The sequence below is a fragment of the Klebsiella sp. 28 genome (assembly GCF_018223905.1).
GTDB classification, from domain to species: domain Bacteria; phylum Pseudomonadota; class Gammaproteobacteria; order Enterobacterales; family Enterobacteriaceae; genus Klebsiella; species Klebsiella pneumoniae.
The window spans coordinates 1-9,511 of sequence record NZ_JAGRQY010000102.1 but is presented as its reverse complement, the minus strand read 5'-3'; the positions used below and the strand labels follow the sequence as shown (position 1 = coordinate 9,511).

The following is a 9,511-nucleotide window of genomic DNA, read 5'->3' as shown; positions in this document are numbered from 1 at the left end:
TTACCTTACTTCTTCTTAGCCTCTTTGGTACGCACGACTTCGTCGGCGTAACGAACACCCTTGCCTTTGTAAGGCTCAGGACGACGGTAGGCGCGCAGATCTGCTGCAACCTGGCCGATCACCTGCTTATCAGCGCCTTTCAGCACGATTTCAGTCTGAGTCGGACATTCTGCAGTGATACCCGCAGGCAGCTGATGATCAACCGGGTGAGAGAAACCTAAAGCCAGGTTTACTACATTCCCTTTGACCGCTGCACGATAACCTACACCAACCAGCTGCAGCTTCTTAGTGAAGCCTTCGGTAACACCGATAACCATTGAGTTCAGCAGGGCACGCGCGGTACCAGCCTGAGCCCAACCGTCTGCGTAACCATCACGCGGACCGAAGGTCAGTGCATTATCTGCATGTTTAACTTCAACAGCATCGTTGAGAGTACGAGTCAGCTCGCCGTTTTTACCTTTGATCGTAATAACCTGACCGTTGATTTTTACATCAACGCCGGCAGGAACAACGACCGGTGCTTTAGCAACACGAGACATTTTTTCCTCCGATTAGGCTACGTAGCAGATAATTTCGCCACCAAGACCAGCCTGGCGCGCTGCACGATCAGTCATAACACCTTTAGAGGTAGAAACAACTGCGATACCCAGACCGGCCATAACTTTCGGCAGCTCATCTTTTTTCTTATAGATGCGCAGACCTGGGCGGCTGACACGCTGAATGCTTTCTACAACAGCTTTGCCCTGGAAATACTTGAGAGTAAGTTCCAGTTCAGGCTTGGTGTCGCCTTCAACTTTAAAATCTTCGATAAAACCTTCTTCCTTCAGCACGTTGGCGATTGCCACTTTCAGCTTGGAGGAAGGCATGGTGACCGCAGCTTTGTTCGCGGCCTGACCGTTACGGATACGGGTCAGCATATCCGCGATCGGATCTTGCATGCTCATCTGTCTTTACTCCCGTGATTCAATTGGTGACAATTACCAGCTAGCCTTTTTCAGACCCGGGATTTCACCGCGCATAGCGGCTTCACGGACCTTAATACGGCTCAACCCGAACTTCCGCAGGAAACCATGCGGACGACCTGTTTGACGGCAGCGGTTACGCTGACGAGACGGGCTGGAATCACGCGGCAGAGTCTGCAGCTTGAGAACGGCATTCCAACGATCTTCGTCGGTTGCGTTCACATCAGAGATGATAGCTTTCAGTTCAGCGCGTTTAGCGAAGAATTTATCAGCTAAAGCCACGCGCTTTACTTCGCGTGCTTTCATTGATTGCTTAGCCATTAAGTAACCCTACCTTACTTGCGGAACGGGAAGTCAAAGGCAGCCAGCAGAGCACGGCCTTCTTCGTCAGATTTCGCAGTAGTGGTAATGGTAATATCCAAACCACGAACGCGGTCGACTTTATCGTAGTCGATTTCTGGGAAGATGATCTGCTCACGGACACCCATGCTGTAGTTGCCACGACCGTCGAAAGACTTAGCGGACAGGCCGCGGAAGTCACGAATACGCGGTACAGCAATAGTGATCAGGCGCTCAAAGAACTCCCACATGCGTTCGCCACGCAGAGTTACTTTACAGCCGATCGGATAGCCCTGACGGATTTTGAAGCCTGCAACTGATTTGCGTGCTTTGGTGATCAGCGGTTTTTGACCGGAGATTGCTGCCAGGTCAGCTGCTGCGTTATCCAGCAGTTTCTTGTCAGCGATCGCTTCACCAACACCCATGTTCAGGGTGATCTTCTCGACCCGAGGGACTTGCATGACAGAATTGTAGTTAAACTCAGTCATGAGTTTCTTAACTACTTCGTCTTTGTAGTAATCATGCAGTTTCGCCATCGTACTACTCCAAATTACTTGATAGTTTCGCTGTTAGACTTGAAGAAACGGACTTTTTTACCGTCTTCGAATCTAAAGCCTACACGGTCAGCCTTGCCGGTTGCCGCATTGAAGATTGCAACGTTAGAAACCTGAATTGCAGCTTCTTTTTCAACGATGCCGCCTGGTTGGTTCAGAGCCGGAACCGGCTTCTGGTGTTTCTTAACCAGGTTGATACCTTCAACAATGACCTTGCCGGAAGACAGGACATTCTTAACTTTACCGCGCTTACCTTTATCTTTACCGGTTAACACGATAACTTCGTCATCACGACGGATTTTCGCTGCCATGATTCGCTCCTTAGAGTACTTCTGGTGCCAGAGAGATAATTTTCATGAACTTCTCGGTACGAAGTTCACGAGTTACCGGCCCAAAAATACGCGTACCGATAGGCTGCTCGCTGTTATTGTTCAGAATAACGCATGCATTACCATCGAAGCGAATGACAGAACCGTCCGGGCGACGAACACCCTTCTTGGTGCGCACCACTACCGCCTTCAGCACATCACCTTTTTTGACCTTACCACGCGGAATTGCTTCTTTGATGGTGATCTTGATGATGTCGCCTACGCCTGCGTAGCGACGGTGCGAGCCACCCAGAACCTTGATACACATTACGCGACGTGCACCGGAGTTGTCGGCGACGTTCAGCATAGTCTGTTCTTGGATCATTTTAGTGCTCCGCTAATGTCAACTACTACTGAGACCCGAAAATTAGGGTCGTTAAAAAGCCCCATATCGAGGGCGCGGCATTATAACACCACAAACCAGATATGGGTAGAAAAAATAAACGGCTCATCGCTGAGCCGTTTATCCGTATCGAGAATGCGTACTCTATTACAGAACCGCTTTCTCTACAACGCGAACCAGCGTCCAGGACTTAGTCTTGGACAGCGGACGGCATTCGCGGATTTCAACCTTGTCGCCGATACCGCATTCGTTGTTCTCGTCATGTACGTGCAGTTTGGTCGTACGTTTGATGAATTTACCGTAAACCGGGTGTTTCACCATACGTTCGATAGCAACAACAATGGATTTCTCCATTTTGTCGCTAACTACGCGACCTTGCAGAGTACGGATTTTATCGGTCATTACGCACCCGCCTTCTGAGTCAGTAAAGTCTTAACGCGTGCAACATCACGACGCACTTGCTTCAGCAGATGAGTCTGTTGCAGCTGGCCACTTGCAGCCTGCATGCGCAGGTTGAACTGCTCACGCAGCAGGTTCAGCAGCTCAGCGTTCAGCTCTTCAACGCTTTTTTCACGCAGCTCTTTTGCTTTCATTACATCACCGTCTTAGTTACAAAGGTGGTTTTGATCGGCAGTTTCGCTGCTGCCAGGCCGAATGCTTCACGGGCCAGCTCTTCCGGTACACCGTCCATTTCATACAGGACTTTACCCGGCTGAATCAAGGCAACCCAGTACTCCACGTTACCTTTACCTTTACCCATACGAACTTCCAGCGGCTTCTCGGTGATCGGTTTGTCCGGGAATACACGGATCCAGATCTTACCTTGACGCTTAACTGCACGGGTCATAGCACGACGTGCTGCTTCGATCTGACGTGCAGTCAGACGACCACGGCCAACAGCTTTCAGACCGAAAGTGCCGAAGCTAACATCCGTACCCTGCGCCAGACCACGGTTGCGGCCTTTGTGCACTTTACGGAATTTTGTACGCTTTGGTTGTAACATCAGCGACGCTCCTTATTTACGGCCTTTACGCTGCTGCTTTTTAGGTTGAGCAGCCGGTTCCGGTTGTTCAACAGCAGCCATACCACCCAGGATCTCACCTTTGAAGATCCATACCTTAACGCCGATTACACCGTAAGTGGTGTGCGCTTCAGAGGTGTTGTAGTCGATGTCAGCACGCAGAGTGTGCAGCGGTACGCGACCTTCACGGTACCATTCGGTACGTGCGATTTCCGCGCCGCCCAGACGGCCGCTAACTTCAACTTTGATACCTTTAGCGCCCAGACGCATTGCGTTCTGTACAGCACGCTTCATCGCACGACGGAACATAACGCGACGTTCCAGCTGAGAAGTGATGCTGTCAGCAACCAGTTTTGCGTCCAGTTCAGGTTTACGAACTTCGGCGATATTGATCTGTGCAGGTACGCCAGCGATATCCGCTACGACCTTGCGCAGTTTTTCTACGTCTTCGCCTTTCTTACCGATAACGATACCCGGGCGAGCGGTGTGAATGGTCACACGGATGCTCTTAGCCGGACGCTCGATAACGATGCGAGATACAGACGCTTTAGCCAGTTCTTTAGTCAGGAACTGACGTACTTTAAAATCGCTGTCCAGGTTGTCAGCGAATTCTTTGGTGTTCGCGAACCAGGTAGAGTTCCATGGTTTGACAATACCCAGGCGAATACCATTAGGATGTACTTTCTGACCCATTGCTAGTCTCCAGAGTCTCAGCGATCGGACACAACCACAGTGATGTGGCTGGTGCGCTTCAGGATGCGATCTGCACGACCTTTAGCACGCGGCATAATGCGCTTCATGCTCGGGCCTTCGTCTACGAAAATTTTCGCAACTTTCAGATCATCAATGTCAGCGCCATCGTTGTGTTCAGCGTTAGCAATGGCAGATTCCAGTACCTTCTTGACCAGTACAGCAGCTTTTTTGTTGGTGTAGGTCAGAATATCCAGGGCCTGCGACACTTTCTTACCGCGAATCAGGTCAGCTACAAGGCGAACCTTCTGAGCAGAAGAACGAGCATGGCGATGTTGAGCTAAAGTTTCCATCTCTTCCTCCTACCTTATTTCTTCTTCGCTTTTTTATCAGCAGCGTGGCCGCGATAAGTACGAGTCGGTGCGAATTCACCCAGTTTGTGACCGACCATTTCGTCGGAAACAAATACTGGAACGTGCTGACGACCATTATGGACAGCGATGGTCAAACCGATCATGTTAGGAAAGATCGTTGAACGACGGGACCAAGTGCGCAGGGGCTTCTTGTCTCCGCTTTCCACCGCTTTCTCTACCTTCTTCAGCAAGTGCAGGTCAATAAAAGGACCTTTCTTGAGAGAACGTGGCATGGCTTATCCTCTAAAATTATTTGCTACGGCGACGTACGATGAATTTATCAGTACGCTTGTTGCTGCGGGTCTTCTTACCTTTGGTCTGCAGGCCCCACGGGGATACCGGGTGCTTACCAAAGTTACGACCTTCACCACCACCATGTGGGTGGTCTACTGGGTTCATCGCAGTACCGCGAACGGTAGGACGAACACCACGCCAGCGTGCAGCACCTGCTTTACCCAGAACGCGCAGCATATGCTCAGCATTGCCAACTTCGCCCAGAGTCGCGCGGCAGTCTGCTTCGACTTTACGCATTTCACCAGAACGCAGACGCAGGGTGACATAAGCACCGTCACGAGCAACGATCTGAACGTAAGTACCAGCGGAACGAGCCAGCTGACCGCCTTTACCTGGTTTCATTTCTACGTTATGAACGGTAGAACCAACCGGGATATTGCGCATCGGCAGGGTGTTGCCTGCTTTGATTGCAGCATCAACGCCAGACTGAATCTGGTCGCCAGCTTTCAGGCCTTTCGGGGCCAGGATGTAACGGCGCTCGCCGTCTTTGTACAGAACCAGCGCGATGTTCGCGGAGCGGTTCGGATCGTACTCAAGACGTTCAACAACTGCCGGGATACCATCTTTGTTGCGTTTGAAGTCAACAATACGGTAAGCCTGCTTGTGGCCACCACCGATATGACGGGTGGTGATACGGCCATTGTTGTTACGACCACCGGATTTGCTGTTTTTTTCCAGCAACGGAGCAAAAGGTTTGCCCTTGTGCAGCTCTGGGTTAACCACTTTAACGACGTGGCGACGACCCGGAGATGTCGGTTTACATTTAACAACTGCCATTGTATTACTCCTCCGACTTACTCAGCGCCGCCAACGAAGTCCAGATTCTGGCCTTCTTTCAGGGTGACGTAAGCTTTTTTCCAGTCGCTACGACGACCGATACGCTGTCCGTGACGTTTAACTTTCCCTTTAACAACCAGGGTGTTAACGACTTCGACTTCGACTTCAAACAGTTTCTGCACAGCAGCTTTGATTTCTGCTTTGGTCGCGTCTTTAGCAACTTTGAGAACGATGGTGTTTGTTTTTTCCATCGCAGTAGACGCTTTTTCAGAAACGTGCGGTGCGCGCAGCACCTTCAGCAGACGTTCTTCACGAATCATGCCAGCATCTCCTCAACTTGCTTAACAGCATCAGCAGTCATTACGACTTTGTCGAAGGCGATCAGGCTAACCGGGTCGATACCGTTCGCATCACGTACGTCAACCTTATGCAGGTTACGTGCGGCCAGGAACAGGTTCTCGTCCAGCTCACCGGTGATGATCAGCACATCTTCCAGAGCCATGTCTTTCAGTTTCTGTGCCAGCAGCTTAGTTTTCGGCGCTTCAACAGAGAACTTCTCGACAACGATCAGACGATCCTGACGTACCAGTTCGGACAGAATGCTTTTCAGCGCGCCGCGGTACATCTTCTTGTTAACTTTTTGACTGTGGTCCTGCGGACGAGCAGCGAAGGTCACGCCACCGGAACGCCAGATCGGGCTCTTGATAGAACCAGAACGCGCACGGCCGGTACCTTTCTGGCGCCACGGTTTTTTACCGGAGCCAGTGATTTCAGCACGAGTCTTCTGAGCACGAGTGCCCTGACGCGCACCGGCTGCATAAGCAACAACAACCTGGTGAACCAGCGCTTCGTTGAAATCACGACCGAAGGTAGTTTCGGAAACAGTCAGCGCGCTCTGCGCGTCTTTCAATACTAATTCCATTGCTATCTCCTCACGCCTTCACAGCTGGTTTAACGATCAGGTCGCTACCGGTCGCACCCGGGACAGCACCTTTAACCAGCAGCAGGTTGCGCTCAGCGTCAACACGTACTACGTCCAGGCTCTGAACGGTTACACGCTCATTACCCAGCTGACCTGCCATTTTCTTGCCTTTGAACACTTTGCCCGGAGTCTGGTTCTGACCGATAGAACCCGGAACGCGGTGGGACAAGGAGTTACCGTGAGTAGCGTCCTGGGTACGGAAGTTCCAGCGCTTAACGGTACCAGCAAAACCTTTACCTTTAGAGGTACCGGTTACGTCAACTTTTTTAACGTCAGCAAACAGTTCAACGCTAATGTTCTGACCTACGGTGAATTCTTCGCCGTCAGCCAGACGGAATTCCCACAGACCACGGCCAGCTTCAACGCCAGCTTTAGCGAAGTGACCCGCTTCCGGCTTGGTTACACGGTTAGCTTTTTTAGCACCGGTGGTAACCTGGATTGCGCGGTAGCCATCGTTAGCCAGGTCTTTAACCTGAGTAACACGGTTTGCTTCAACTTCGATTACGGTTACTGGGATAGAAACGCCATCTTCAGTGAAGATGCGGGTCATGCCCACTTTTTTACCGACTAAACCAATCATTGTTTCAACCTCTCAATCGCTCGATGACCTGATTAACCCAGGCTGATCTGCACGTCTACACCGGCAGCCAGATCCAGACGCATCAGAGCATCAACGGTTTTTTCAGTTGGCTCAACGATGTCAACCAGACGCTTGTGAGTGCGAATTTCGTACTGGTCACGCGCGTCTTTGTTGACGTGCGGGGAGATCAGAACGGTAAAGCGCTCTTTGCGGGTCGGCAGCGGGATCGGACCACGGACTTGCGCACCAGTGCGCTTAGCAGTCTCGACGATTTCCGCGGTTGATTGATCGATCAGACGATGATCAAACGCTTTCAGGCGGATACGGATTCTTTGGTTCTGCATGAGACCAGAGCTCCAATTATTTTATAGACGAAATGATTACTCCTCATACCCATTACGATTGATGGGAGAGTGTAACCGTTCTTACATAGTCCCCCGATTGGGGACATTGTTTGATAACCCAAATGCGATTACCAGGGTTCATATTGAACCGGCCGTCAACTTTGACAGGCCCGCGCATTATACGCAAATTCTGGCGCGACGCAAGTGCTGTTTAGAAAATCATCACCAGGATTTGCGCGCCTTCGCGTTAGCGCGCTGTACGGGGCTGCAATGCGGAGTAAGAGCGCGGATTGTGGGATCCATTCCCGGAAAATGCCTTTTGTGCTGAACGGGAGAGGATGAGCATAGTGACGCAATGTTCATCGATCATTGCGGGGTCAACTATGCTCGCCGCCCTCCCCTTCTTGCTGTGCTATAGCGGTTTGACCGTGGCATTATGCCACCAGGATCTGCGCCACGGTCTGTTGCCCGACCGTTACACCTGTCCCCTGCTGTGGAGTGGTTTACTTTTTTATCTCTGTCTGGCGCCGCACCAGCTGCATGATGCCGTCTGGGGGGCGATAGCGGGCTATCTCTCTTTGGCTGCGATTTACTGGCTATACCGCGGTATCCGCGGCTATGAAGGGTTGGGTTATGGAGATATAAAATATCTTGCCGCCCTCGGCGCCTGGCATGGCTGGCGATTGCTGCCCCAGTTGGTCCTGGTTGCCTCGCTACTCGCCGGCATAGCGTGGGCAGGAGCAGGTTTATACGCCAGTTGCGGCGGGAGGAGCAAATGGAGAAGAAGCAACCCGCTGCCGTTTGGGCCATTCCTGGCGGCCGCGGGTTTTTGGTGCGGGTGGCAGACGCTGGCTAATCTGACACTTTGATCTGCGACTGCAGGTAATTTTGCAGACCGATTTTGCCAATCAAATCGAGTTCGGTTTCCAGCCAGTCGATATGGCCTTCTTCATCCGCCAGGATCTCAATCATCATATCGCGGCTGACGTAGTCATGGACGCTGTCGGCATAGGCAATAGCCTCACGCAAATTTTGCGCCCCTTCCAGCTCCAGCCTCAAATCGGACCGCAGCATCTCTTCCACATCTTCACCGATGCCAAGTTTGCCGAGATCCTGCAGATTAGGGATACCTTCGAGAAAAAGAATACGCTCGATATACTTATCGGCGTGCTTCATTTCGTCGATGGATTCGTGGTACTCAATATCGTTGAGGCGCATCAGGCCCCAATTTTTAAACATTCTCGCATGAAGAAAGTACTGATTAATTGCGACTAGCTCATTTCCCAATAATTTATTGAGATAACTTATGATTTTGACATCACCTTTCATTATATAGTCCCTCCGCTTCCACTCATTGAAGCGTAGTCCGGCCTATAGGGATGTCAAAAGAGAAGCGTGGACTTCAGGCGATTTCTTTGAATTCCGGCATGGTGGTTAATTCATCTTCCATCACTTCACGCGCAGCACGAACACACTTACCGCATTGATTTCCCACGGGAACAAACTTACGTAATTGCTGAAAAGATTGCGGTTGAAACTGGCGCACAACCTGACGAATTTTTTTATCGCTGACGCCATTGCACAAACAAACGTACATAGAAACTCCCGTTCAATTTATGCACAAATATTAAATGAGAATGGTTATGATTACAATAGACCATTTGCTCATTATCCGCCGCAACGCACGATATGAATAGCCAGCAAAAATTCGTTTTTCGCTGAATGACAGACAGCAAAAAGGGCACCGAAGCGCCCTTTTTAATTCAAAGCTAACGAATTAGCCCAGAACTTTAGCTACAACGCCCGCGCCAACGGTACGGCCGCCTTCACGGATTGCGAAACGC

21 protein-coding genes are annotated in these 9,511 nt (G+C 50.9%); 1 reads left to right on the top strand and 20 read right to left on the bottom strand.

Annotation, left to right across the window (positions count from 1 at the left end):
* Positions 1 to 5 precede the first annotated feature (5 nt).
* From rplF to rpsJ, 17 genes are all read right to left on the bottom strand, one after another.
* A complete protein-coding gene (gene rplF, locus KHQ28_RS17660; RefSeq protein WP_002919662.1) occupies positions 6 to 539 on the bottom strand; it encodes a 50S ribosomal protein L6 in 534 nt (177 codons plus the stop codon).
* 12 nt (positions 540 to 551) lie between these two features.
* A complete protein-coding gene (gene rpsH, locus KHQ28_RS17655; protein WP_002919665.1) occupies positions 552 to 944 on the bottom strand; it encodes a 30S ribosomal protein S8 in 393 nt (130 codons plus the stop codon).
* 33 nt (positions 945 to 977) lie between these two features.
* Positions 978 to 1,283, bottom strand: a complete 306-nt coding sequence (gene rpsN / locus KHQ28_RS17650; RefSeq protein WP_002919667.1) for a 30S ribosomal protein S14 — start codon at positions 1,281 to 1,283, stop codon at positions 978 to 980.
* 14 nt (positions 1,284 to 1,297) lie between these two features.
* A complete protein-coding gene (rplE, locus tag KHQ28_RS17645) occupies positions 1,298 to 1,837 on the bottom strand; it encodes a 50S ribosomal protein L5 (RefSeq protein WP_001096200.1) in 540 nt (179 codons plus the stop codon).
* Between the two features lie 14 nt (positions 1,838 to 1,851).
* A complete protein-coding gene (gene rplX / locus KHQ28_RS17640) occupies positions 1,852 to 2,166 on the bottom strand; it encodes a 50S ribosomal protein L24 (RefSeq protein WP_000729185.1) in 315 nt (104 codons plus the stop codon).
* Positions 2,167 to 2,176: 10 nt separating this feature from the next.
* Positions 2,177 to 2,548, bottom strand: coding sequence for a 50S ribosomal protein L14 (rplN, locus tag KHQ28_RS17635; protein ID WP_002919748.1), 372 nt, complete (start codon positions 2,546 to 2,548; stop codon positions 2,177 to 2,179).
* A gap of 165 nt (positions 2,549 to 2,713) precedes the next feature.
* Positions 2,714 to 2,968: a 30S ribosomal protein S17 gene (rpsQ, locus tag KHQ28_RS17630; RefSeq protein ID WP_002919751.1), complete on the bottom strand. Its 255-nt coding sequence runs from the start codon at positions 2,966 to 2,968 to the stop codon at positions 2,714 to 2,716.
* The gene (rpmC, locus tag KHQ28_RS17625) at positions 2,968 to 3,159 is read right to left on the bottom strand and encodes a 50S ribosomal protein L29 (protein WP_002919754.1); all 192 of its coding nucleotides are present in this window, start codon (positions 3,157 to 3,159) and stop codon (positions 2,968 to 2,970) included. The genes rpsQ and rpmC overlap by 1 nt, the downstream gene beginning before the upstream one ends.
* Complete coding sequence (gene rplP / locus KHQ28_RS17620; RefSeq protein ID WP_002919759.1) at positions 3,159 to 3,569, bottom strand: 50S ribosomal protein L16; 411 nt, start codon at positions 3,567 to 3,569, stop codon at positions 3,159 to 3,161. Before rplP ends, rpmC begins: the two co-directional genes overlap by 1 nt.
* A 12-nt stretch (positions 3,570 to 3,581) precedes the next feature.
* Positions 3,582 to 4,280, bottom strand: a complete 699-nt coding sequence (gene rpsC / locus KHQ28_RS17615; RefSeq protein ID WP_002919766.1) for a 30S ribosomal protein S3 — start codon at positions 4,278 to 4,280, stop codon at positions 3,582 to 3,584.
* Between the two features lie 17 nt (positions 4,281 to 4,297).
* Positions 4,298 to 4,630, bottom strand: coding sequence for a 50S ribosomal protein L22 (rplV, locus tag KHQ28_RS17610; RefSeq protein WP_002919773.1), 333 nt, complete (start codon positions 4,628 to 4,630; stop codon positions 4,298 to 4,300).
* Positions 4,631 to 4,644: 14 nt separating this feature from the next.
* The gene (rpsS, locus tag KHQ28_RS17605) at positions 4,645 to 4,923 is read right to left on the bottom strand and encodes a 30S ribosomal protein S19 (protein ID WP_001138115.1); all 279 of its coding nucleotides are present in this window, start codon (positions 4,921 to 4,923) and stop codon (positions 4,645 to 4,647) included.
* 16 nt (positions 4,924 to 4,939) lie between these two features.
* Entirely contained in the window at positions 4,940 to 5,761 is an 822-nt protein-coding gene (gene rplB / locus KHQ28_RS17600) for a 50S ribosomal protein L2 (RefSeq protein WP_002919786.1), read from the bottom strand.
* A gap of 17 nt (positions 5,762 to 5,778) precedes the next feature.
* Positions 5,779 to 6,081, bottom strand: coding sequence for a 50S ribosomal protein L23 (gene rplW / locus KHQ28_RS17595; protein WP_000617546.1), 303 nt, complete (start codon positions 6,079 to 6,081; stop codon positions 5,779 to 5,781).
* A complete protein-coding gene (gene rplD, locus KHQ28_RS17590) occupies positions 6,078 to 6,683 on the bottom strand; it encodes a 50S ribosomal protein L4 (protein ID WP_002919794.1) in 606 nt (201 codons plus the stop codon). The genes rplW and rplD overlap by 4 nt, the downstream gene beginning before the upstream one ends.
* Positions 6,684 to 6,693: 10 nt before the next feature.
* A complete protein-coding gene (gene rplC / locus KHQ28_RS17585) occupies positions 6,694 to 7,323 on the bottom strand; it encodes a 50S ribosomal protein L3 (RefSeq protein WP_002919796.1) in 630 nt (209 codons plus the stop codon).
* A gap of 32 nt (positions 7,324 to 7,355) precedes the next feature.
* On the bottom strand, positions 7,356 to 7,667 hold the full coding sequence (gene rpsJ, locus KHQ28_RS17580) for a 30S ribosomal protein S10 (protein ID WP_001181005.1): 312 nt from the start codon (positions 7,665 to 7,667) through the stop codon (positions 7,356 to 7,358).
* 383 nt (positions 7,668 to 8,050) lie between these two features.
* On the opposite strand from rpsJ, the gene KHQ28_RS17575 reads away from it, so the two are divergent.
* A complete protein-coding gene (locus KHQ28_RS17575; RefSeq protein ID WP_020801891.1) occupies positions 8,051 to 8,536 on the top strand; it encodes an A24 family peptidase in 486 nt (161 codons plus the stop codon).
* Here KHQ28_RS17575 and bfr read toward each other — a convergent pair.
* The 3 genes from bfr to KHQ28_RS17560 all read right to left on the bottom strand — a co-directional run.
* Positions 8,520 to 8,996 carry a bacterioferritin gene (gene bfr / locus KHQ28_RS17570; RefSeq protein WP_002919971.1) on the bottom strand — a complete coding sequence of 159 codons (477 nt, stop codon included), beginning with the start codon at positions 8,994 to 8,996 and terminating at the stop codon, positions 8,520 to 8,522. The two genes, KHQ28_RS17575 and bfr, sit on opposite strands and share 17 nt — an antisense overlap.
* Before the next feature lie 73 nt (positions 8,997 to 9,069).
* Positions 9,070 to 9,264: a bacterioferritin-associated ferredoxin gene (gene bfd, locus KHQ28_RS17565; protein WP_004152415.1), complete on the bottom strand. Its 195-nt coding sequence runs from the start codon at positions 9,262 to 9,264 to the stop codon at positions 9,070 to 9,072.
* 180 nt (positions 9,265 to 9,444) lie between these two features.
* A partial coding sequence (locus tag KHQ28_RS17560) for a hypothetical protein (RefSeq protein ID WP_004200741.1) occupies positions 9,445 to 9,511 on the bottom strand: 67 nt, incomplete at its 5' end.

What these genes read in the sequence shown, in the direction of transcription:
- rpsN (WP_002919667.1), bottom strand. Translation starts at nt 1,283, where the DNA reads ATGGCTAAGCAATCAATGAAAGCACGCGAAGTAAAGCGCGTGGCTTTA.
- rplP (WP_002919759.1), bottom strand. Translation starts at nt 3,569, where the DNA reads ATGTTACAACCAAAGCGTACAAAATTCCGTAAAGTGCACAAAGGCCGC.
- rplC (WP_002919796.1), bottom strand. Translation starts at nt 7,323, where the DNA reads ATGATTGGTTTAGTCGGTAAAAAAGTGGGCATGACCCGCATCTTCACT.
- rplF (WP_002919662.1), bottom strand. Translation starts at nt 539, where the DNA reads ATGTCTCGTGTTGCTAAAGCACCGGTCGTTGTTCCTGCCGGCGTTGAT.
- rplE (WP_001096200.1), bottom strand. Translation starts at nt 1,837, where the DNA reads ATGGCGAAACTGCATGATTACTACAAAGACGAAGTAGTTAAGAAACTC.
- rpsC (WP_002919766.1), bottom strand. Translation starts at nt 4,280, where the DNA reads ATGGGTCAGAAAGTACATCCTAATGGTATTCGCCTGGGTATTGTCAAA.
- rplB (WP_002919786.1), bottom strand. Translation starts at nt 5,761, where the DNA reads ATGGCAGTTGTTAAATGTAAACCGACATCTCCGGGTCGTCGCCACGTC.
- rplD (WP_002919794.1), bottom strand. Translation starts at nt 6,683, where the DNA reads ATGGAATTAGTATTGAAAGACGCGCAGAGCGCGCTGACTGTTTCCGAA.
- rpmC (WP_002919754.1), bottom strand. Translation starts at nt 3,159, where the DNA reads ATGAAAGCAAAAGAGCTGCGTGAAAAAAGCGTTGAAGAGCTGAACGCT.
- rplW (WP_000617546.1), bottom strand. Translation starts at nt 6,081, where the DNA reads ATGATTCGTGAAGAACGTCTGCTGAAGGTGCTGCGCGCACCGCACGTT.
- rpsS (WP_001138115.1), bottom strand. Translation starts at nt 4,923, where the DNA reads ATGCCACGTTCTCTCAAGAAAGGTCCTTTTATTGACCTGCACTTGCTG.
- bfd (WP_004152415.1), bottom strand. Translation starts at nt 9,264, where the DNA reads ATGTACGTTTGTTTGTGCAATGGCGTCAGCGATAAAAAAATTCGTCAG.
- rpsQ (WP_002919751.1), bottom strand. Translation starts at nt 2,968, where the DNA reads ATGACCGATAAAATCCGTACTCTGCAAGGTCGCGTAGTTAGCGACAAA.
- rpsJ (WP_001181005.1), bottom strand. Translation starts at nt 7,667, where the DNA reads ATGCAGAACCAAAGAATCCGTATCCGCCTGAAAGCGTTTGATCATCGT.
- rpsH (WP_002919665.1), bottom strand. Translation starts at nt 944, where the DNA reads ATGAGCATGCAAGATCCGATCGCGGATATGCTGACCCGTATCCGTAAC.
- rplX (WP_000729185.1), bottom strand. Translation starts at nt 2,166, where the DNA reads ATGGCAGCGAAAATCCGTCGTGATGACGAAGTTATCGTGTTAACCGGT.
- rplN (WP_002919748.1), bottom strand. Translation starts at nt 2,548, where the DNA reads ATGATCCAAGAACAGACTATGCTGAACGTCGCCGACAACTCCGGTGCA.
- rplV (WP_002919773.1), bottom strand. Translation starts at nt 4,630, where the DNA reads ATGGAAACTTTAGCTCAACATCGCCATGCTCGTTCTTCTGCTCAGAAG.
- bfr (WP_002919971.1), bottom strand. Translation starts at nt 8,996, where the DNA reads ATGAAAGGTGATGTCAAAATCATAAGTTATCTCAATAAATTATTGGGA.
- KHQ28_RS17575 (WP_020801891.1), top strand. Translation starts at nt 8,051, where the DNA reads ATGCTCGCCGCCCTCCCCTTCTTGCTGTGCTATAGCGGTTTGACCGTG.